This is a genomic window from Streptomyces sp. NPDC002520 (assembly GCF_053595235.1).
This window is the reverse complement of the sequence record NZ_JBSFXG010000018.1, coordinates 154,138-174,238: the sequence shown is the minus strand read 5'-3', so window position 1 is coordinate 174,238 and position 20,101 is coordinate 154,138. Positions and strand designations below refer to the sequence as shown.

Sequence of the window (20,101 nt, the reverse complement as noted above, 5' to 3'; positions counted from 1 at the left end):
GACTGTGAGACTCGCTGAGACTCCCCGCGGGCCGCGTGCAGGGCACAAAGGTGCCAAAGGCCGAGTCTAACGGGGTGGAGGTATACGAAGAGCCCGCGGGCCGCTAGGCGAGATACGCCGGTGCGCCCACGGGCAACGTAAATCGGAACTCGGCGCCGCCGTCGGCCGCGCGGCCGACCGTGATGACGCCGCCGTGGGCCTCGACGATGCCCTTGACGATGTACAGCCCGAGGCCCGTGCCACCGCGCTTGCTGCCCCGCCAGAAGCGGGTGAAGACGCGGTTCATGGATTCCTCCGGGATGCCGGGCCCTTCGTCGCTCACCGTGACCGATGTGCCGGTTTCCTCGCCCTCGCGCGGGGACGCCGAGGGCGTGACGTCAATGGTGACGGTTCCCTCACCGTGGCGCACGGCATTTTCGATCAGGTTGCTGAGCACCTGGTCGACCTTGTCGGGGTCGGCCCACAGGGCGGGCAGCGGCTGCTCGATGCGCAGCAGGAAGCGGTCGGCGGGCTGTCCGGCGGCCACGTAGGCCTGGATGTGCCGGCCGACGGCCGCGCCGATGTCGACGGGCTGGCGGCGCACCTCGAGGCGTCCGCTGTCGATCCGGGAGATGTCGAGCAGCTCGGCGATGAGCCGGGTGACACGGTCGGCGTCGGCGTCGACGGTCTCCAGCATCAGCCGCTTCTGGTCGTCGGTGAAGCGTTCCCACTTGGCGAGGAGCGTGGCGGTGAAGCCCTTCACGGAGGTCAGCGGGGAGCGCAGCTCGTGGGCGACGGTGGCGATCAGCTCGGCGTGGCTGCGCTCGGTGCGGCGCCGGGCCTCGGTGTCCCGGAGTGTGACGACCACCCGGCCGACCGGCCCGAGGGGTTCGGCGCGCACGTACCGGGCGGAGACGAGCACTTCCCGCCCGCCCGGCAGCAGCAGGTTGCGCTCGGGCTGCCGTACCCGGATCGCGAGTCCGCCGTAGGGGTCGGTGAGCTGCCACCAGCGGCGGCCCTCCAGGTCCTCCAGGGGCAGGGCCTTCTCCAGGGGCTCGCCGAGGGCGTCGGCGACGGGGACGGCGGTGATGCGTGCGGCGGCGGCGTTGAAGCAGACGACGCGGCCCTGCTCGTCGGCGACGACGAGGCCGTCGGGCAACTGGTCGGGGTCGATACCGAGGCCGGTCCCGAGGTCCCTCCCCGGGTCGGTCCCCGCGGCGTCGACGGGCCGGGGCGCGGGCGTGCGGCGCACGTCCCGTCCGTCCGGCGCAGTGCTCGTGCCGACGCCACTCATGCCCGTACCCCACCTCTCAGCCGGCGCAGGGGCCCGAGTTCGCCACCCTACTAGCTGACGGTGACGGAGCGGCACCCTCCGGAGGCGCGCTGTGCACGGGCCGATGCGTAGAGGCATACGGCGGCGGCCGTCGCGAGGTTCAGACTCTCGGCCTTGCCGTGGATGGGGACGCGTACGACGGCGTCGGCGAGGGCGCGGGTCTCCTCGGGGAGCCCCCAGGCCTCGTTCCCGAACACCCAGGCGGTCGGCCCGCCCATGGCCCCCTTGTCCAGTTCCTCGTCCAGGTCGCGGTCACCCGCGCCGTCGGCGGCGAGGATGCGCACCCCTGCGTCCTGCAGCCCCCGCACGGCCCGCTCGACGGGCACGCCCACGGCGACGGGCAGATGGAAAAGGGAGCCGACGGAGGCGCGTACGGCCTTGGGGTTGTACAGGTCGACGGAGGCGTCGGTGAGGATCACGGCGTCGGCGCCCGCGGCGTCGGCGCAGCGCAGCACGGTGCCGGCGTTGCCGGGGTCACGGACGTGGGCGAGCACGGCGACCAGCTTGGGCCGGGCGGCGAGGACGTCCTCGAACGGGGTGTCCAGGAACCGGCAGACCCCGACAAGACCCTGCGGGGTGACGGTGGTGGAGATGTCGGCGATGACCTCTTCGGAGGCGAGGTGCACACGGGCGCCCGCGCCGCGGGCCTCCCCCACGATGTCGGCGTACCGCTCCGCGGCCTCGACCGTGGCGAACAGCTCGACGAGGGTGGCGACGCCGCCGGCCCGGTGCCCGGCGGCCTCCCGCACGGCCTGCGGCCCCTCGGCCAGGAACAGCCGGTCCTTGCCCCGGAAGTTCCGCTTGACGAGCCGTCGCGCCGCGGCGACACGGGCGGACCGGGGAGAGATCAGCTCGGGGCTGACGGGGGGCATCTTCTTCACCTTCAGGAGAAATTCGGCGTGCCGAACAACAGTTTCACTCACCGGCGCCGGCGGCCGCAGCTCCCCAGGGGCGCGGGGAACTGCGCGACCAGCCCCCACCGCCCCGCAGCCGAAACGGGAGCCGAGGGCCCCAACGGCAGGACCCGCAAGCCAAAAGCCTGCGGGTCCTCAGTCACGTCGGCCTAAGGCCGGCGCAGCGTCACGCGGCCTTGGGCGCGTTGACGTCCGCCGGCAGCGCCTTCTGCGCGGCCTCGACCAGCGCCGCGAAGGCGCTGGCGTCGTTGACGGCCAGCTCGGCCAGGATCTTGCGGTCGACCTCGATGTTCGCGGCCTTCAGACCCTGGATGAAGCGGTTGTAGGTGATGCCGTTGGCGCGGGCAGCGGCGTTGATGCGCTGGATCCACAGCTGACGGAAGTCGCCCTTGCGCTTCTTGCGGTCGTTGTAGTTGTAGACCAGCGAGTGGGTGACCTGCTCCTTGGCCTTGCGGTACAGGCGCGAACGCTGACCGCGGTAGCCGGAGGCCTGCTCGAGGATCGCCCGGCGCTTCTTGTGGGCGTTCACTGCCCGCTTGACGCGTGCCACTTCTTAACTCCTTGTAGCGGGGCCGTGGGTGTCCTCACACGGCCCGATGTCGATGGGGTCCCGGTCCTGACGTTCGGCGCTCGCTGGGAGCACCGCGCACGTCACTTGCCGAGAAGCTTCTTGATCTTCGCGGCGTCGCCCGGGGCCATCTCGGCGTTGCCGGTGAGGCGGCGCGTCACGCGGGACGACTTGTGCTCGAGCAGGTGGCGCTTGCCGGCGCGCTCACGGAGCACCTTGCCGGAGCCGGTGACCTTGAAGCGCTTGCTGGCACCGCTGTGCGACTTGTTCTTCGGCATAGCGCCGTTCTCTCCTCGTCGGGTGGCGCTCCGGTGCCCGGTCGCGAAACCGGGCACGGGGTGGAGCGTCGCTCTTGTATGGGTTACATCCTCAGGGACTCGCGTCCCCCTGGATCACGCCTCGGCGGATGCCTCGGCAGGGGCCTCGGCGGCCTCGGGCTCCGTGACGTCATCGGTGTCCGCGGCGTTCTGCGAGCGGCCGGGGTTGGCCTTCGCCTCCGCCTTGCGGGCCTCCTGCGCCTGACGCGCCTCGGCCATAGCCTCGGTCTTCTTCTTGTGCGGACCGAGAACCATGATCATGTTTCGGCCGTCCTGCTTCGGGTTGGACTCGACGAAGCCGAGGTCCTGGACGTCCTCCGCGAGACGCTGCAGCAGTCGGTAGCCCAGCTCGGGGCGGGACTGCTCACGGCCACGGAACATGATCGTGATCTTGACCTTGTCGCCCTGCTTGAGGAACCGGACGACGTGACCCTTCTTGGTGTCGTAGTCGTGCGGGTCGATCTTCGGCCGGAGCTTCATCTCCTTGATGACCGTGTGCGCCTGGTTCTTGCGCGCCTCACGGGCCTTCATGGCCGACTCGTACTTGAACTTCCCGTAGTCCATGAGCTTGCACACGGGCGGACGGGCGTTCGCCGCGACCTCGACCAGGTCCAGGTCGTACTCCTGCGCAAGCTCCAGTGCCTTGGCCAGCGGGACGATACCCACCTGCTCGCCACTGGGACCGACAAGTCGCACCTCGGGAACGCGAATCCGGTCGTTGATGCGGGGCTCGGCGCTGATGGATCCTCCTCGGTAGCACCACGCGACGGTCTGGCGGACAGCCGCGTAACGTCTCTGTTCGTGAGACCTAACCGCGCCGAAGCACAAAAAATGCCCCGGACGATCACAGGCGGGGCTCCTCGAACTACCGGAACACCTCCACATGACGCGGGGCGCGCTTTCGGACGGAACGCCGTCGCCAGGGCGACGCATCCGTCTGACCGGTGACCCGCCGCCCCGAAGGACGGTCAGGTGGGAGTTCGAAGCCTCCACTTGTGGGCCGGAACGCTCGCCGTGAGGCATGCTGGTCCGGCCGGTCGTCACACAAGGTTAGCAGCTCCGGGCAGGAACGGCGAACCGAGGCCAACTGGGGCACGAGAACCCCCGGCGCCTATGGTGTGCGGTATGAGTGAGACCCCTCCTGAGAACGCCGACTTCGACGCGATGACCCGGGACATCGCCGAGGTTCCCGCCGTCGAGGTGATCGTGACGGTCGCCGTCAATCTGATGAGCGCCGCCGCGGTGAAGCTCGGGCTGAGCGAGGAGGGCGAGAAGTACAAGGACCTGGACGAGGCCCGCAAGCTGATCACCGCGCTCGCCGGTCTGCTGGACGCGAGCACGACCGAGATCAGCTCCTTCCACGCGGCGCCGCTGCGCGACGGCCTGAAGTCGCTGCAGCTGGCGTTCCGTGAGGCGTCGATCGTCCCGGACGACCCGGGCCAGGGCCCCGGCGAGAAGTACACCGGCCCGGTCTACGGCTGAGCACTCCGCAGTTCCCCGCGCCCCTTCGGGGCGCCTACATCTCCCCGCGCACGAACAAGGGCTCGCCCGGAGGGGTGGTCCCGGCCGGCAGCAGTGCCAGGTCGAGGCCGCGCACCAGGCGGGCCCTGAGTGTTTCGTCGGCGGCCAGGCGCTCGGCGACCGCGCGGGCGGCCTCGGCGGGCTCGGTGGCCGGGTCGAGGACGAGAGCGAGGGTGCCGTCGGCCTGGCCGGGGCCCAGGTGGGCACGGAGCACGGCCGGCTCGGCGGCCACCGCACGGCGGACGGCGTCGACGACGGCCGGGTCGGTCAGCGGGTCGGTGCTGGTGCGGCCCTCGGCGAGCGCGAGCAGCGCGGGGCCGGTCAGCTCGAGGGGCACCGGCCCGGCCAGGTCCAGCACCACGGCGTCCGCCTTCTCGTGCGCGGCGGCCTGCAACGCCTGGTGCAGCGGTACGGCGACGGGCCGGGCCGCCGGGTCCCAGCGGGCCAGGGAGTCGGTGGAGGTGAACGCGGGCAGGGCGGTGCGGCCGGCGGCCTTGAGCGTGGGGACGGCCATGTCGCTGGTCTTCTCGCGGCGCACCCCGTTCTCGTCCTCCTCGACCTCGCCGAGCACGGCGACGACGGGGACGAGCAGGCGTGCGCCCTTCAGCGCCTCCAGGACGGGGCCCAGGGCGCCGCGGTCCTCGGCCCAGGCGGCGAGCGCGGCGCCCAGCCGGGGGTCCGCGGAGCCGTCGTCGTCGGAGAAGCCGGGGTCGGGAATGTTCTTGTTCGCCACGGTCACCGACCCTATAGCGGGGTAGCCGCCTCCTTCGTGCGGGGCCGGTCTCGTCCGCTCGCCCCGGGCGTCGTCGCCCTCACGGCAATCTCAGGACTCCCTGAGGCGGATCTCATCCGCGTCCAACAGGGCGCACAGCCCCCGCCTCCAGCATCCCGGGCATGGAGTCCCCAGGAGCCGGCCGTCACGGCCGCGTACGCCGTCCCCGTGCCCGTCCTCGTGCCCGTCCCCGACGCCGCCCGATGCTGCGCACCGTGCTCGTCGCCGTCGCCCTGGCCGGGGCCACGGCGGGCGGCACGGTCTATGTGAAGGCCCACGCGCACGCCGGTGCGCACGCCGTATCGTCGGCGGCGTCGCCGTCGGCCACCCCCTCGGGCCGGGCGACCGAGGAGGCATCGGTGGAACCCGCGACGGAGCCTTCGCCTTCGGCGGTGGACCGAAAGACGCTGCTGAGCGCGGCGATGAAGGCCGTGCGGGTGCCCGCGGGGGCGGAGGTGTCGGTGGCCGTGCTCGATCTGGACTCCGGTGCCGGCGCGGCGTTCGGGGACGCGGTCTTCGACACGGCGAGCATCGTCAAGGTCGACATCCTGGCCGCGCTGCTGCTGCAGGCGCAGGACGCGGGGCGGCGGCTGACGGAGGCGGAGAAGGCGTACGCCACGAAGATGGTCGGGAACAGCGACAACGCCTCCGCCTCGGCGCTGTGGCGGACGATCGGGCGCGCGCGGGGGCTGGACGCGGCGAACGCGCGGTTCGGGCTCACGGCCACGTCGGGGGGTGACGGTGAGTTGTGGGGGCTGACACAGACCACGGCCGGGGACCAACTGCTGCTGCGGCAGGTGTTCGGGCAGGACTCGGTGCTGAGCGCGGCTTCCCGGACGTACGTCCAGGGGTTGATGAAGCAGGTGGAGGCCGATCAGCAGTGGGGGATCTCGGCCGCGGCCGCCGGGGGCTCCTGGGCGTTGAAGAACGGGTGGCTGGCGCGGAGCACGACCGGACTGTGGGTGGTGAACAGCATCGGGCGCGTGACGGTGGACGGGACCGCGTATCTCGTGGCTGTGCTGTCCAAGGGGACGGTGAGTCAGGGAGAGGGCCGAGCGCTGGTGGAGGCCGTCGCGAAGGCGGCGGTGTCCTCGGTCGCCTCGGTGCCGTAGAGGGCGTGTGCGGGCGCGCGTGCCGGCTCGTCGTGGCTCGCCGCGCAGTTGCCCGCGCCCCTCAGGAAGTCGCCCTGCGGTTTCTCCACAGGATCACCGACGCCACCAGGAGCACTCCGCCGATGCTGCCGGCCAGGGGGCCCGCCCAGTCGGCCGCGCTGTCCGTGGCCTTGGGGGTGTCCGGGCCGGGGCCGAAGTACTTCTTGTCGTACGAGGCCGGGTGGAGCGTCTCGGGCTTCAGCTTCGCCGCCGCTCTCATGGCCGCGGCCGGGTCGATCATGCCGAAGCCCCGGGAGTCGTCGCGGCCACCGTCCGGGGCGTCGCGGGCCGTGGACTCGATGAGCTTCTTGATCTGGGTCGGGGCCAGGTCGGGGTGGGCCGCCTTGATCAGGGCCGCGGCACCGGAGACGAAGGCGGAGGCGGCCGAGGTGCCCCAGCCCTCGTAGTACTTGTGGTCGGGGTCGGCGATGACGACGTTCACGCCGGGCGCGCTGACCGCGGCGTACCAGCGGCGGGTGGAGAAGGCGGCGCGGGTGCCGAAGCGGTCGACGGCGGTGGCGGCGATGACGCCCGGGTAGGCGGCCGGGTAGGAGACGTGGTCGCCCTTGTCGCCGCCGTTGCCCGCGGAGGCGACGACGACCACGCCCTTCTTGAGGGCGTACTGCACGGCCTCGTCCTCGCTCGGCTCGGGGTGCGCGGAGTTCGAGTCGTCGCCGAGGGAGAGGTTGATGACGTCGGCGCCGTGGTCGGCGGCCCAGCGGATGCCCTCGGCGAGGGCGTTGCCCCGGTTGGTGCGGGCCTTGGCGCGGGCGGGGTCGCCGTCCTCGAGGATGACCCGCACGGGCAGGATCTTCGCCTCCGGGGCGACGCCCATGACCCCGGCGGTCCGGCCGGGGCCGTGGCCGTGTCCGGCGATGATGCCGGCCATGGCGGTGCCGTGCCGGGCCCAGGTGCGGTCGCCGGGCCCGGCGCCGAAGCCGATCATGTCCTTGGCGGGCAGGACGTTGCCGGCCAGGTCCGGGTGGTCGCCCTCGACGCCGGTGTCCAGGACGGCGACGGTGACGCCCTGCCCCTTGGTGGTGTGCCATGCCTCGTTCAGGTTGAGCGCGGTCAGAGCCCACTGCTGGGCCCGGATGCCGTCGGCGTGGGCGGCGGTGGCGGGCAGCAGGGCGAGGGAGCCGGCGAGCAGGAGGCTCGTCGCCGGCCCGGTGACGCGCATACGGCGGCGGGCGCTCGTCGGTCGGCTCAAGAGGATCTCCCCGTGGCCGGGCTGACGGTGGCGCGCAGCCGGCGTTCGATACGGTCCGCCAGGCCCTGGGCCTCGTTGCCGAGGCCGGCCTGGGCGGGTGCGGAGGTGGCACCGGAGTCGATGGCGTCCGCTGCGGGCTGGGGCTCGTCGACGGTACGGCCGTCCGACCAGCCGGAGACGGAGAAGGCGACGACGGGGGCGTCGGTGAGGACGGCGACGGTCCAGCTGGCGCGCTGCTTGTCGCCGAAGCCGGCCGCGGCGGTGCCCGGGGCGGCGTACGGGCGGGGCATGAGGTCGGCGCGGCGGTCCAGGTGCTCGTCCCGGAAGCGGGCGGCGAGCGCGGACATGCCGGCGGCGTCGGCCTTGGTGAACAGCAGCCCGACGGTGGTGACGTAGCTCTGGGTCGCGTCGGTGTAGGTGGCCCGCAGGAGGCGCTGGCAGCCGACGGGCGCGAGGACCTTGTGCAGCAGCGGGTCGAAGGCGTCGGCGCAGCCATTGTCGGGGGCTACGGCGATCCGGGTCCAGGTGCGGTCGGCTCCGCCGGGTCCGGCGCCCGTGCCCTGGACGGTGGGCGGGAACAACTGGTCCACGGGGACGCTGTGCCACAGCTGGCCGGCCGCGTTGAACCCGGTTCCGGGCGTGCCGTCCCCGCCGTCGCCGGTGAGCCAACTCCCGGTCACGGCACCGCCGATGAGACCGAGGCCGAGCACGAGGCAGGCGGCGGCAGCGGTGGTGGTGCTGCGCATCCGGGCGCCCAGCGGCCACGCCCGTCCCCGTTCGTCGTACCCCTCCGGCTCCCCGAACGACACCACGGGCCGAGCCGCCGCGGCGGCGGCCCAGGACAGGGCGGGGTCCGGCACGGCCGTCGCGGGGCGGGCGGGACGGGCGGGATCGCTCGCACACCATCCGGCGCGGGCCCCGGCCGCGGCGGGCCTGGGCGGCGGCAGCGCCGCGGAGCCCACGGCCGAACGTGCAAAAGCGGTGGAGGAAGGCGCCGGCAAGGGCCCCGGCGCACGACCGTCGAGCCCCGCGGCCGTGCCCGGCTGCTCTCCGTCCGCCGACGGAATCGGCCGCAGCCGGGCCGTCGTCTCCGACGTCGACTCGGCAGGAACTCGGGGGCGGCGGGCCGGTGCGGCTGGAACACCCGGCCGCGCGTCAGAGCCCGGCGGCACGAGCCGTGACTGGCCCGTCGTCGCCGCCGTGGACCCGGCAGGAACCCCGGGACGGCGAGACGGTGCGGCCGGAACACCCGGCCGCGCGTCAGACCCCGGCGGCACGAGCCGTGACTGGCCCGTCGTCGCCGCCGTGGAGCCGGCAGGATCCCCGGGGCGGCGGGACGGCGCCGCGCCCGCGCCCGTCTGCGTCTCGGACACCGGCGGGATCGGGCGCGGGGAGGCTGTCGTCTCCGACGGGGTGTGCGTCGGGGCTGCCGGGCGCCCCAGGCCGCTGGGCCGGGCGTTCGGGCGCTGGGCCGGGCGTGGGGGTACGGCGGTACCGGCGTCGTCGCGGCGAGGGGCGCGGCTCGCACTCGGTGGGGCGTCGGGGAAGCGCGCCGAGGCGGGGGGCGGGGGCGGTGCCACGGGGTCGGCGGCACCAGGCACGGCGGCGGCTGAAGCGGACCGCGTGACGGAGGGACGCGCGACGGCAGAGACGGACGGCTCGGCAGAAGGGCGCGGCACCGCGGAGCCGGACGGTGCGGTGAAGCCGGGGCGGGCCGGGGCGGTGGGTTCCTCCGGGGGCTCGGTGCGGGGCTGTGCCGCTCCCCCGGCCTGGCCGTTCGTGGCGCGTGGCGTGCGCGGTGCGAAGACCGAGGGATCCTCGTCGAGGTCGTCGCCCGTCGGTGCCGGGGCGATGTGGTCCGGTCCGAGGTCGTGGCGGGCGGCCGGTCCCGCGGTGGTCCTGTGGACAGAGCCGGGGCCGGGTGCCGGACCGGATGCCGTAGCCGTGGGGCCCGTCGATTCGGCAGGGGTGGCGGGGGTGTCCTGGGTGTGGCCCGGTGGCTGGGAAGAGGGGCGGGGAGGGGTCGTGGGGCGCGGGGGGATCGGGGCGCGGCGCGCTTCCGTGCTCAATGCACCCCCCGTTTTCTCGTGCCCGGGCCGTCTCCTCGTACGCGGGCCGTCGTCTCGTCGGCCGCGCCCGGTGCGAAAGTTCGGTCCGGGCACGCATACCCGTACGGCTGGACCGGCATCCCGGTTCACGCGATGCGGCCGGATTCCTTCCGCGTACGTGCGCGTCACTCTACGGGTTGTCGCGGAGAGAAACAGAACCAGTCCGCACCGCCGGGGCATCTGCCCGGAACGTCCCCCTACCCTGCGGTAATCGCGTCTGGCAGGCTTCCGTCATGACTGCGCGCGCCGCCGACCGGTCCCGTTACGACCGGGCCACCGCCCATCTCGACGCCCCCCTCGCGATCGTGGACCTGGAGGCCTTCGACGCCAACGCGGCCGACCTGGTCCGCCGCGCCGCCGGGAAGCCGGTCCGGGTGGCCAGCAAGTCGGTCCGCTGCCGGGCCCTGCTGGAACGCGTCCTCGCCAGGGACGGCTTCCAGGGGATCATGTCGTTCACCCTGGCCGAGTCGCTGTGGCTGGCGCGTTCCGGGTTCGACGACATCCTGCTGGCGTATCCGTCGGCCGACCGCGCGGGGTTCGCGGAGCTGGCCGGCGATCCGAAGCTCGCCGGTGCCGTCACGGTGATGATCGACGACATCGGCCAGCTCGACCTGATCGACGCGGCTCGCGACGGCGGGCGTGAAGTGGTGCGGGTCTGCCTGGAGTTGGACACCTCGCTGAAGCTGCTGGGCGGCCGGGTGCGGGTGGGGGCCCTGCGCTCCCCGCTGCACTCCCCCGCCCAACTGGCCGAGCTGGCCCGGTCCGTGGCCCGCCGGCCCGGTTTCCGGCTGGTGGGGATCATGGCGTACGAGGGGCACGTCGCCGGGGTCGGGGACGCGGTGGCCGGACGGCCGCTGCGGTCGCGGGCGATCCGGCTGATGCAGGCCGCCGCCCGCCGTGAACTGGCGGCGCGGCGCGGCGCGGTGGTGCGTGCCGTCCGTGCCGTGGTGCCGGACCTGGAGTTCGTGAACGGCGGCGGCACGGGCAGTGTGCAGCACACGGCCGCCGAGGACGCGGTGACCGAGATCGCGGCCGGTTCGGGGCTGTACGTGCCTCGGCTCTTCGACAACTACACGTCCTTCAGCGGACGTCCGGCGGCCCTGTTCGCCCTGCCCGTCGTACGGCGGCCGGGCGTCGGTGTCGTGACCGTGCTGGGCGGCGGCTATCCGGCCTCCGGTGCCGCCGGCCCCGACCGGCTGCCGGTGCCCTACCTGCCGGAGGGCCTGTCGTACGACCCCCAGGAGGGTCCCGGCGAGGTGCAGACCCCGCTGCTCGGCTCGCCCGCCGACGATCTCCTCATCGGGGACCGGGTGTGGTTCCGGCACGCGAAGGCGGGCGAGCTGTGCGAGCGGTTCGACGCCCTGCGGCTGATCGAGGGGGACACGGTCACGGGGACCGTGCCCACCTACCGGGGCGAGGGGCGGACGTTCCTCTGACCGGTGCGACCGGCGCGACCGGCGCCTCATGGAGCGTTCCGACCGGCGCCTACAGGGGCGTGACGTAGGCGCCCGAGATCCCGCCGTCCACGAGGAAGTCGGTGGCGTTGACGAAGGAGGAGTCGTCGCTGGCGAGGAAGGCGACGGCGGCGGCGATCTCCTCCGCCTCGGCGAACCGGCCGAGCGGGATGTGGACGAGGCGGCGGGCCGCCCGCTCCGGGTCCTTGGCGAACAGCTCCTGGAGGAGCGGGGTGTTCACGGGCCCCGGGCACAGGGCGTTGACCCGGATGCCCTCGCGGGCGAACTGCACGCCCAGTTCCCGGGACATGGCGAGGACGCCGCCCTTGGAGGCGGTGTAGGAGATCTGGGAGGTGGCCGCGCCCATGCGAGCCACGAAGGACGCCGTGTTGATGATGGACCCCTTGCCCTGGCGGCGCATGTAGGGGAGGGCGGCCTTGCAGCACAGGTAGACGGAGGTGAGGTTGACCTCCTGGACGCGCTTCCAGGCCTCAAGACCGGTCTCCAGGATGGAGTCGTCGTCGGGCGGGGAGATGCCCGCGTTGTTGAAGGCGATGTCGACGCTGCCGTAGGTGTCGTAGGCGGCCTGGAACAGCGCCTCGACCTGTTCGGGGTCGGTGACGTCGACCTTGACGAAGAGTCCGCCGACCTCGTCGGCGGCGGCCTTGCCGCGGGTTTCGTCGACATCGGCGCAGACCACGTTCGCGCCCTCGGAGGCGAGTCGGCGGGCGGTGGCGAGACCGATGCCGCTGCCGGCTCCGGTGACGACGGCGGTACGGCCGACCAGGCGGCGGCAGACGAGGGAGTCGGTCACTGTGCGGGGCCCTCCGTGCTGATGAAGACGTTCTTGGTCTCGGTGAAGGCGGTCAGGGCGTCGGGGCCGAGTTCGCGGCCGAGGCCGGACTGCTTGAAGCCGCCGAACGGGGTCCAATAACGGACGCTGGAGTGGGAGTTGACGGACAGGTTGCCCGCGCGCACGGCCTGCGAGACGCGCAGCGCGCGGCCGACGTCCCGGGTCCAGATGGAGCCGGAGAGGCCGTAGGGGGTGTCGTTGGCGAGCCGGACGGCGTCGGCCTCGTCGGTGAAGGGGAGGAGGACGGCGACGGGGCCGAAGATCTCCTCGCGGGCGGCCGCGCTGTCCGGCCGCTCCCCCGTCAGGACGGTCGGCGGGAACCAGAAGCCGGGTCCGTCGGGGGCGCTGCCGCGCAGGGCCTGGGCGTCCTCGGGGACGTACGACCGTACGCGGTCGAGCTGCTGACGGGAGATCAGCGGGCCCATCCGGGTCTTCTCGTCGGCCGGGTCGCCCACGACGACGGCGGCCAGCGCGTCGGCGAGGAAGGCACGGGCCTCGTCGTACACCGACTCGTGGACCAGGATGCGGGTGCGGGCGCAGCAGTCCTGGCCGGAGTTGTCCAGGAAGGAGAAGGGGTCGAGGGCGGCCTTGAGGTCGGCGTCGGCGAAGACGACGTTGGGGCTCTTGCCGCCGAGTTCGAGGGTGACCGGCTTGACGAGGCGGGCGCAGCGCTCCATGACCTCGCGGCCGGTGCGGGTGGAGCCCGTGAACACGATCTTGGTCACGTCAGGGTGGTCCACCAGAGCGCGTCCGGCGATGTGGCCGTGGCCGGGCAGCACCTGGAGGACGTGCTCGGGCAGGCCCGCGTCCAGGGCGAGTTCGGCCAGGCGCAGCGCGGTGAGCGGGGTGGTCTCGGCGGGCTTGAGGACGACCGCGTTGCCGGCCGCGAGCGCGGGGAAGGCGCCCCAGGCGGCGATCGGCATGGGGAAGTTCCAGGGGGCGATCACGCCGATGACGCCGAGGGGTTCGTGAAAGGTGACGTTCCAGCCACCGGGTGCGGGGATCTGCCGGCCGAGGAGGCGTTCGGCGCCACCGGCCGCGTAGAGCAGCAGGTCGCGGACGTTGCCGGCCTCCCAGCGGGCGTTGCCGACGGTGTGGCCGGCCTCGCGGACCTCCAGTTGGGCCAGTTCCTCGACGTGCGCGTCGACGACGTCGGCGAAGCGGCGCAGCAGGCGTGCCCGGTCGGCGGGCGCGAGGGCGGCCCAGGCGGCCTGGGCGCGCACGGCCCGTACGACGGCCGCGTCCACGTCCTCGGCGGTGGCGGCGGGGACGGTGGCGACGACCTCTTCCGTGGCTGGATCGAGGACCTTCAACTCTTGCGGGTCGGACACGGGTTGACCTTTCACGGGCGTGCGTCTCACAGGCGTGCGTCTCACGGGCGTGCGTCGGCAGCGGCGGGACTCACAGTCGTTCGAAGGAGCGACGCAGCTCCCAGTCGGTGACCGCGGCGTCGAAGGCGTCCAGTTCGACGCGTGCCATGTTGCGGTAGTGGGCCACGACCTCGTCGCCGAAGGCTGCCTTGGCGATGGGGCTGTTCTCCCAGAGCTCGGCGGCCTCGCGCAGGGTGGTCGGGACGTGCTCGAAGTCGGCGGTGTAGGCGTTGCCCTGGTACGGCTCGGGCAGTTCGAGGCGCTGCTCGATGCCGTACAGGCCGGCCGCGACGAGTCCGGCGACGGCGAGGTACGGGTTGACGTCGCCGCCGGGGAGGCGGTTCTCGAAGCGCAGGGAGCGGCCGTGCCCGACGACGCGGAGGGCGCAGGTGCGGTTGTCGTGGCCCCAGGCGACGGCGGTGGGGGCGAAGGAGCCGGGCTGGAACCGCTTGTAGGAGTTGATGTTGGGGGCGTAGAGCAGGGAGAAGTCGCGCAGGGCGGCGAGCTGTCCGGCGAGGAAGTGCCGCATCACCTCGGACATTCCCTCGCCGTCGGCCATCGCGTTGGTTCCCTCGGCGTCGGCGAGCGAGAGGTGGATGTGGCAGGAGTTGCCCTCGCGCTCGTTGTACTTGGCCATGAAGGTGATCGAGACGCCTTCCTGGGCGGCGATCTCCTTGGCGCCGGTCTTGTAGAGGGCGTGCTGGTCGCAGGTGACGAGGGCTTCGTCGTAGCGGAAGGCGATCTCGTGCTGGCCGGGGTTGCACTCGCCCTTGGCGGACTCGACGGTGAGGCCGGCGCCGGCCATGTCGTTGCGCAGGCGGCGCAGCAGGGGCTCGATGCGGCCGGTGCCGAGGATGGAGTAGTCGATGTTGTACTGGTTGGCCGGGGTCAGACCGCGGTAGTTCGCGTCCCAGGCCTGCTCGTAGCTGTCCTTGAAGACGATGAACTCCAGCTCGGTGCCGGCCTGGGCGGTGTAGCCGAGTTCGGCGAGCCGCTCGAGCTGGCGGCGCAGGATCTGGCGCGGGGCGGCGACGACCGGGGAGCCGTCCTCCCAGGCGAGGTCGGCGACGAGCAGGGCGGTGCCGGGGTGCCAGGGGACGCGGCGCAGCGTGGCAAGGTCGGGGCGCATGGCGAAGTCGCCGTAGCCGCGGTCCCAGGAGGACATCGCGTAGCCGTCGACGGTGTTCATCTCGGTGTCGACGGCGAGCAGGTAGTTGCAGCCCTCGGCGCCGTGCCTGAGGACCTCGTCGAGGAAGAACCGGGCGGCGAACCGCTTGCCCTGCAGCCGCCCTTGCATGTCGGGGAAGGCCAGGACGACAGTGTCGATCTCACCGCCGGCGACGAGGGCGTGCAGTTCCTCGACGCTCAGCGGGGCTGTGCGGTCTGCCACGGGAGGGCCTCCTTCGGCTTCTTCGCATGGTGCGGCCTTGCCGGGAGCCATAAGGTATTGCCGAGAACCATTGCTTGGGAAGGGGGCAGGGCCGGTGTCGCGGGACGCGGAGCGGGGCGTGGATCCGAGGGGGCTGCGTGAGCAGCGGGAGGACGACCGGCTCACCGCGGTGTTGTGGCCGGTGCGGGCCGGCAACGGCTTCGAGGAGGCGCTGGAGCAGATCCTCCAGGTCGTGCGCCTGGGGCTGGTGCCGGGCGGGGAACGGCTGCCCGCCGAGCGGGAGCTGGCGGAGCGGCTCGGGATCAGCCGGGTGACGCTGCGCGAGGTGCTGAAGGTGCTCCAGGACCAGGGCCTGGTTGAGGCGCGGCGCGGGCGCTACGGCGGAACGTTCGTCCTGCCGCGCGCGGACGCGGGCGGCGAGGACGAGCTGCGCCGGCGGATCGCGTCGGTCGACATCGAGGACGTGCTGCGCTTCCGCGAGGTCCTGGAGGTGGGCGCGGCCGGACTGTGCGCGGCGCACGGGCTGACCGACGAGCAGGCCGTCCGGCTGCGGGAGGCGCTCGACCGCACCCACGAGGCTCCGCTCACCGAGTACCGGCGGCTGGACACGCTGCTCCACCTGACCCTCGCCGAGCTGTGCGGCTCCCCGTCCCTGACCGCGCGGTACGCCGCGGTACGGGCGACCGTGAACGACCTGCTGGACTGCATCCCGCTGCTGGTGCGCAACCTGGAGCACTCGCAGCGCCAGCACACCGCGCTGGTGGAGGCCGTACTGGACGGGGACGCGGACGGCGCGCGGGAGATGATGCGCGAGCACTGCGCGGGGACGGCGGCGCTGCTGCGGGGCTTCCTGGCGTGAGCCGCTTCTGCAAAGGTACGCGGCACAACCTTTCATCCCCCCGGAGGACAGCGTGACCGCACGACCGCTGATCGGTGTGAGTACGTATCTGGAGGCCGGTGTGCGCTGGGGCGTGTGGGAGCTGGCCGCGGCGCTGGTCCCGGCCGGCTATCCGCGCCTGGTGCAGCGGGCCGAGGGACTCGCGTCCCTGCTCCCGCCGGACGCGCCCGAGCGGGCCGCCGCGGTCGTGGAGCGACTGGACGGGGTGGTGATCGCGGGCGGCCCCGACGTCGACCCGTCCCGGTACGGCGCGGAGCGCTCACCGCGCACGGGGCCGCCCGCACCCCAGCGCGACGCGTGGGAACTCGCCCTGATCCGGGCGGCGTTGGCGGCGGGCAAGCCGCTACTGGGGATCTGCCGGGGGATGCAGCTGCTGAACGTGGCGCTCGGCGGGACGCTGGTGCAGCACGTGGACGGGCACGCCGAGGTGGTCGGCGCGTTCGGGGACCACGCGGTGAAGCCGGTGCCCGGCACGCTGTACGGCGGGATCGTCCCGGAGCACACGTCGGTGCCGACCTATCACCACCAGGCGGTGGACCGGCTCGGCGAGGGACTGGTGGTGTCGGCGCACGCGGAGGACGGGACCGTGGAAGCGATCGAGCTGCCGTCGGCGAAGGCGTGGGTGCTGGGTGTGCAGTGGCATCCGGAGATGGGCGAGGACCTGCGGGTGATGCGGGCGCTGGTGCGGGCCGCGTCCTGAGATCACCCCCTCGTCAGCGACAGCAGTTCCCGGGCCGGCCCCGTGGGCCGGTGCCCCGTCGGCCACACCGCGCGCAGGTCGCGGTGCAGGGAAACGCCCTCCACCGGGATGCTCACCAGGCGGCGCATCGCGAGCTCCTCGCCCACGGCGAGTTCGCTGAGGACGGAGGGGCCGGCGCCGCTCACCGCGGAGGCTTTCACCGCGGTCGTCGAGGAGAGTTCGATGAGGGGGCGGGCGAGGCCGCCGAGGGCGGTGTCCAGGACCTGGCGGGTGCCGGAGCCGCGTTCCCGCAGGATCAGGGGGGTGGCCGCGAGTTCCTCGGCGGTCACGGGGCGCCGGCGGCGGGCCCAGGGATGGGCGGGGGCCGTGACCACGATCAGACGGTCGTGGCCGATGACGGCCGAGTCCAGGCCCGCGGGGACCCTCACGCCCTCGACGAAGCCGAGGTCGGCCTCGTCGGCCAGCAGGAGTTCCGCGACCTTCGCCGAGTTGCCGGCGAGGAGCGACACGGCCGTGTCGGGCCGCCCGGCGCGCAGCGCGAGGAGCCAGCCGGGCAGCAGGTACTCGGCGATCGTCATGCTCGCCGCGACCCGCAACCGCGAGTCCCGGCGGTCCCGCAGCGCCTGCGCACCCGCGTCGAACGCCTCCGCCGCCTCCACGACCCGGCGGGCCCAGTCGGTCACCAGGGCGCCCGCGTCCGTGAGCCGGGAGCCGCGCGGCGAGCGGTCGACCAGGGCGACGCCCAGCTGCCGCTCCATGGAGCGGATGCGGCTGCTGGCGGCCGGCTGCGTGATGCCGACCTCCCGCGCGGCCGCCCCGAGGCTGCCCAGCCGTGCCACGGCCAGCAGCAGCTCCAGGGCGCCGAGGTCCGGCACCCGGTGCGCCAGCGAGCCGCCGGGCCGTCCGTCGTCGGTCGCAAATCCCTCGCTCATAAGACCACCTTATGCCCCCATAGACGCGAACTCCCTGGTCAGCGACGATCGGCGGCGCGAGGGTGGCGACATGGTCACCGCAGTGCATTCGCTTCCCGCCGTCCGCGCCGCGCGCGTGCGACACCTCGGCCCCAACTGGTACGCCGCCGTCATGGGGACCTCCGTCGTCGGCACGGCCGGCGCCACGCTCCCCGTGCACCTCGACGGGCTGCGCGGGCCCTGCACGGTCGTCTGGGCGCTGGCCGCCCTTGTGCTGGTCACGCTGCTGACCGCCCGTGCCCTGCACTGGACCCACCACCGCGACCAGGCCCGCGCCCACCTCCTCGATCCCGCCATGGCCCCGTTCTACGGCTGCCTGGCGATGGCCCTCCTCGCGGTCGGCGGCGGTGCCGTGACCCTCGGTCGGGACTGGATCGGCACCGGCCCCGCGGTCGCCCTCGCCACGGTGCTGTTCACCGCCGGCACCGTGATCGGGCTCCTCGCCGCCGTCGCGGTGCCGTACCTGATGGCGGTGCGGCACCGCGTCCAGCCCGCCGAGGCCACTCCGGTCTGGCTGCTGCCGCTCGTCGCGCCGATGGTGTCGGCCGCGGTCGGTCCGCTGCTGGTGCCGCATCTGCCGCCCGGACAGCCCCGGGAGACCCTGCTGCTGGCGTGCCTCGCCCTGTTCGGGGTGAGCCTGCTGGCCACGCTGCTGATGCTGCCGCTGGTCTTCGCCCGGCTGATCACCTGCGGCCCGCTGCCGCTCGCGCTCACCCCGACGCTGTTCCTGGTCCTCGGCCCGCTCGGGCAGTCGACCACCGCGCTCGGTCTGATCGCGGACGAGGCTCCCGGGGTCGTGCCGGCGCCCTACGCCCGCGGCCTCGAGGTGTTCGCCGTGCTCTACGGGGTGCCGGTGATGGGTTTCGCGCTGCTGTGGCTGGCGTTCGCCGTCGCGCACGTGGTGCGGGCCCGGCGGCAGGGCATGGGCTTCGCCATGACCTGGTGGGGGTTCACCTTCCCACTGGGCACCTGCGTCACCGGCGCCGGCGCCCTCGCCCGGCACACCGGCCTCGACGTGTACGACGCCCTGGCCGTCGGCCTGTACGCCTCGCTGCTCGCCGGGTGGCTCGCGGCCTCGGCCGGGACCGTACGGGGTCTGCTCAGCGGTGAGCTGCTCCGAGGGCCCGCCCCAGCACCCGCGGCGCCTCGGCCAGCGACGGCCCGTACCAGGTGAGGTGCCGTCCGCTGACCAGGGCGCAGGCCAGGCCGGGGAAGGCCTCGGGGCCGTCGGCGGCGGTGAAGCGGTAGGGCTCGTCGGGCAGGACGACGAGGTCGGGGTCCGCCGCCCGCAGCTCCTCCAGGGGCACGCGGGGGTAGCGGTCGGGGTGAGCGGCGTACAGGTGGTGCACGCCGAGGCGGGCGAGGACGTCGCCGGCGAAGGTGTCCCGGCCCAGGACCATCCAGGGGCGGCGCCAGATCGGTACGACCGCCGTCGTACGGCCCGCGGGCTCCGGCAGCGCGGCCCAGGCCGCCTCCGCCTCCTCCAGCCAGCGGGGCCGGGCCGGCACGCCGCACGCGGTCAGCACCCGGTCCAGTTCCGAGAAGGCCTGCGGCACCGTCCGCACCTCGGTGACCAGCACCTCCAGGCCCGCCGCGCGCAGGGCGTCCAGGTCGGGGGCGCGGTTCTCCTCCTCGTTGGCGATCACCAGGTCAGGGGCGAGGGCGATGATCCGGTCCACCCGGGGATTCTTGGTGCCGCCGATACGGGTGACTTCCAGGTCGGCGGGGTGGCCGCACCAGTCCGTGGCGCCGACGAGTCCCCCGGGCAGGCTCACGGCCACCGCCTCGGTGAGGGAGGGAACGAGGGAGACGACCCGCACTACGTGCTCCCGGCGAGGGCGGTGCCCCGACGGGCTCGGGGCTGTGCCGGCATGCGGCAAAGCGTGGGCGTGAGCGGCCACGACGCCCCCGCGCACGATCGGCGGCCCATCGGGCGGGGCACCTAGCGGGACCGGTCCTGGACGGCCTCGATGTGCTCGGCGACCGCCACCACGATCACCCGGGTCTCCGGGACCGTGGCCCGCCAGCGGTGCCGGACACCACCGGTCAGGTAGAGGGTGTCGCCGCGGCCGAGCCGGTAGGCGCGGCCCTCGGCCTCGATCTCGACGGCGCCGTCGACGACATACATCAGCTCGTCGTTGCGGTGCTGGAACTCGCGGCCGGGGTCGTGGTCGCCGGTGAACTCGGAGGCGTGCAGCTGGTGGTGGCCGCGGACCAGGGAGCGGGTGCGCGGGTCGAAGTCGCCGTCGACGCGGGGCTCGCCCCGTACGACGTCCACGCTGCACGCGGGGTCGGCGGCGGCGAGCAGTTCCACGGCCGTCGTGCGCAGGGCGTCGGCCAGCTTCTCCAGGGAGCTGCGGCTGGGGCGGGCGCGGTCGTTCTCGACCTGGCTGAGGAAGGGCACCGACAGGCCGGTGCGCTCGGCCACTGCGGCGAGCGTGAGTTCCAGCACGCGACGGCGCCGCCGGACGGCCGCGCCCACCCGCACGGGCTGCTGCTCCTTGTGGTCGCCCATCGCTCCGGCTCCCTCCTTCACGCGTCGTGCCGTCCTCCGGGTGTCCCTGTTCGGGCGCACCCCTCCTGATGAGTTCT

The 20,101-nt window shown here is 73.5% G+C and carries 20 protein-coding genes; 6 read left to right on the top strand and 14 right to left on the bottom strand.

The features are described from left to right. Positions 1-103: 103 nt before the first annotated feature. From ACWD5D_RS25015 to infC, 5 genes are all read right to left on the bottom strand, one after another. Positions 104-1,273 carry an ATP-binding protein gene (locus ACWD5D_RS25015; protein WP_451374965.1) on the bottom strand — a complete coding sequence of 390 codons (1,170 nt, stop codon included), beginning with the start codon at positions 1,271-1,273 and terminating at the stop codon, positions 104-106. 50 nt (positions 1,274-1,323) lie between these two features. Beyond that, positions 1,324-2,184: a TrmH family RNA methyltransferase gene (locus ACWD5D_RS25010; RefSeq protein WP_451374964.1), complete on the bottom strand. Its 861-nt coding sequence runs from the start codon at positions 2,182-2,184 to the stop codon at positions 1,324-1,326. 208 nt (positions 2,185-2,392) lie between these two features. Continuing rightward, positions 2,393-2,776 (bottom strand): 50S ribosomal protein L20, encoded by a 384-nt coding sequence (gene rplT / locus ACWD5D_RS25005; protein ID WP_189309714.1) that lies wholly within the window; start codon positions 2,774-2,776, stop codon positions 2,393-2,395. Positions 2,777-2,877: 101 nt separating this feature from the next. Then, the gene (gene rpmI / locus ACWD5D_RS25000) at positions 2,878-3,072 is read right to left on the bottom strand and encodes a 50S ribosomal protein L35 (RefSeq protein ID WP_004933563.1); all 195 of its coding nucleotides are present in this window, start codon (positions 3,070-3,072) and stop codon (positions 2,878-2,880) included. A gap of 114 nt (positions 3,073-3,186) precedes the next feature. Then, a complete protein-coding gene (infC, locus tag ACWD5D_RS24995) occupies positions 3,187-3,852 on the bottom strand; it encodes a translation initiation factor IF-3 (protein ID WP_451374980.1) in 666 nt (221 codons plus the stop codon). Positions 3,853-4,236: 384 nt separating this feature from the next. Here infC and ACWD5D_RS24990 point away from each other — a divergent pair, with 384 nt between their 5' ends. After that, positions 4,237-4,593, top strand: a complete 357-nt coding sequence (locus ACWD5D_RS24990; protein ID WP_451374963.1) for a DUF1844 domain-containing protein — start codon at positions 4,237-4,239, stop codon at positions 4,591-4,593. Positions 4,594-4,627: 34 nt separating this feature from the next. Here the strand turns inward: ACWD5D_RS24990 and ACWD5D_RS24985 are convergent, their stop codons facing one another. Continuing rightward, positions 4,628-5,365 carry an SseB family protein gene (locus tag ACWD5D_RS24985; protein WP_451374962.1) on the bottom strand — a complete coding sequence of 246 codons (738 nt, stop codon included), beginning with the start codon at positions 5,363-5,365 and terminating at the stop codon, positions 4,628-4,630. Positions 5,366-5,607: 242 nt separating this feature from the next. Between ACWD5D_RS24985 and ACWD5D_RS24980 the strand changes: the two genes are divergently transcribed. After that, on the top strand, positions 5,608-6,516 hold the full coding sequence (locus ACWD5D_RS24980) for a serine hydrolase (protein ID WP_451374961.1): 909 nt from the start codon (positions 5,608-5,610) through the stop codon (positions 6,514-6,516). 61 nt (positions 6,517-6,577) lie between these two features. Here ACWD5D_RS24980 and mycP read toward each other — a convergent pair whose 3' ends face one another. Both mycP and ACWD5D_RS24970 read right to left on the bottom strand, forming a co-directional pair. Continuing rightward, complete coding sequence (gene mycP / locus ACWD5D_RS24975; protein WP_451374979.1) at positions 6,578-7,735, bottom strand: type VII secretion-associated serine protease mycosin; 1,158 nt, start codon at positions 7,733-7,735, stop codon at positions 6,578-6,580. 26 nt (positions 7,736-7,761) lie between these two features. After that, on the bottom strand, positions 7,762-8,727 hold the full coding sequence (locus tag ACWD5D_RS24970; protein WP_451374960.1) for a hypothetical protein: 966 nt from the start codon (positions 8,725-8,727) through the stop codon (positions 7,762-7,764). Between the two features lie 1,379 nt (positions 8,728-10,106). Here ACWD5D_RS24970 and ACWD5D_RS24965 point away from each other — a divergent pair. Beyond that, positions 10,107-11,309: an amino acid deaminase/aldolase gene (locus tag ACWD5D_RS24965; RefSeq protein WP_451374959.1), complete on the top strand. Its 1,203-nt coding sequence runs from the start codon at positions 10,107-10,109 to the stop codon at positions 11,307-11,309. A gap of 49 nt (positions 11,310-11,358) precedes the next feature. On the opposite strand, the gene ACWD5D_RS24960 is transcribed toward ACWD5D_RS24965, so the two are convergent. The 3 genes from ACWD5D_RS24960 to ACWD5D_RS24950 form a co-directional block, all read right to left on the bottom strand. Further along, positions 11,359-12,141: a 3-oxoacyl-ACP reductase gene (locus ACWD5D_RS24960; protein ID WP_451374958.1), complete on the bottom strand. Its 783-nt coding sequence runs from the start codon at positions 12,139-12,141 to the stop codon at positions 11,359-11,361. Next, complete coding sequence (locus ACWD5D_RS24955) at positions 12,138-13,511, bottom strand: aldehyde dehydrogenase family protein (RefSeq protein ID WP_451374957.1); 1,374 nt, start codon at positions 13,509-13,511, stop codon at positions 12,138-12,140. Before ACWD5D_RS24955 ends, ACWD5D_RS24960 begins: the two co-directional genes overlap by 4 nt. A 70-nt stretch (positions 13,512-13,581) precedes the next feature. Next, entirely contained in the window at positions 13,582-14,940 is a 1,359-nt protein-coding gene (locus ACWD5D_RS24950) for a glutamine synthetase family protein (protein WP_451374956.1), read from the bottom strand. Positions 14,941-15,034: 94 nt separating this feature from the next. Between ACWD5D_RS24950 and ACWD5D_RS24945 the strand changes: the two genes are divergently transcribed. Both ACWD5D_RS24945 and ACWD5D_RS24940 read left to right on the top strand, forming a co-directional pair. Further along, a complete protein-coding gene (locus ACWD5D_RS24945) occupies positions 15,035-15,799 on the top strand; it encodes a FadR/GntR family transcriptional regulator (protein WP_451374955.1) in 765 nt (254 codons plus the stop codon). A 52-nt stretch (positions 15,800-15,851) separates the two neighbouring features. Beyond that, positions 15,852-16,538 carry a gamma-glutamyl-gamma-aminobutyrate hydrolase family protein gene (locus ACWD5D_RS24940; RefSeq protein WP_451374954.1) on the top strand — a complete coding sequence of 229 codons (687 nt, stop codon included), beginning with the start codon at positions 15,852-15,854 and terminating at the stop codon, positions 16,536-16,538. Between the two features lie 2 nt (positions 16,539-16,540). Here the strand turns inward: ACWD5D_RS24940 and ACWD5D_RS24935 are convergent, their stop codons facing one another. Beyond that, positions 16,541-17,470: a LysR family transcriptional regulator gene (locus tag ACWD5D_RS24935; RefSeq protein WP_451374953.1), complete on the bottom strand. Its 930-nt coding sequence runs from the start codon at positions 17,468-17,470 to the stop codon at positions 16,541-16,543. A gap of 70 nt (positions 17,471-17,540) precedes the next feature. Between ACWD5D_RS24935 and ACWD5D_RS24930 the strand changes: the two genes are divergently transcribed. Then, on the top strand, positions 17,541-18,683 hold the full coding sequence (locus tag ACWD5D_RS24930) for a TDT family transporter (protein WP_451374952.1): 1,143 nt from the start codon (positions 17,541-17,543) through the stop codon (positions 18,681-18,683). Here the strand turns inward: ACWD5D_RS24930 and ACWD5D_RS24925 are convergent. Together ACWD5D_RS24925 and ACWD5D_RS24920 are read right to left on the bottom strand one after the other, a co-directional pair. Next, positions 18,610-19,329, bottom strand: coding sequence for a helical backbone metal receptor (locus ACWD5D_RS24925; RefSeq protein ID WP_451374951.1), 720 nt, complete (start codon positions 19,327-19,329; stop codon positions 18,610-18,612). The two genes, ACWD5D_RS24930 and ACWD5D_RS24925, sit on opposite strands and share 74 nt — an antisense overlap. Before the next feature lie 122 nt (positions 19,330-19,451). After that, positions 19,452-20,024 (bottom strand): helix-turn-helix domain-containing protein, encoded by a 573-nt coding sequence (locus ACWD5D_RS24920; protein WP_451374950.1) that lies wholly within the window; start codon positions 20,022-20,024, stop codon positions 19,452-19,454. Positions 20,025-20,101 lie beyond the last annotated feature (77 nt).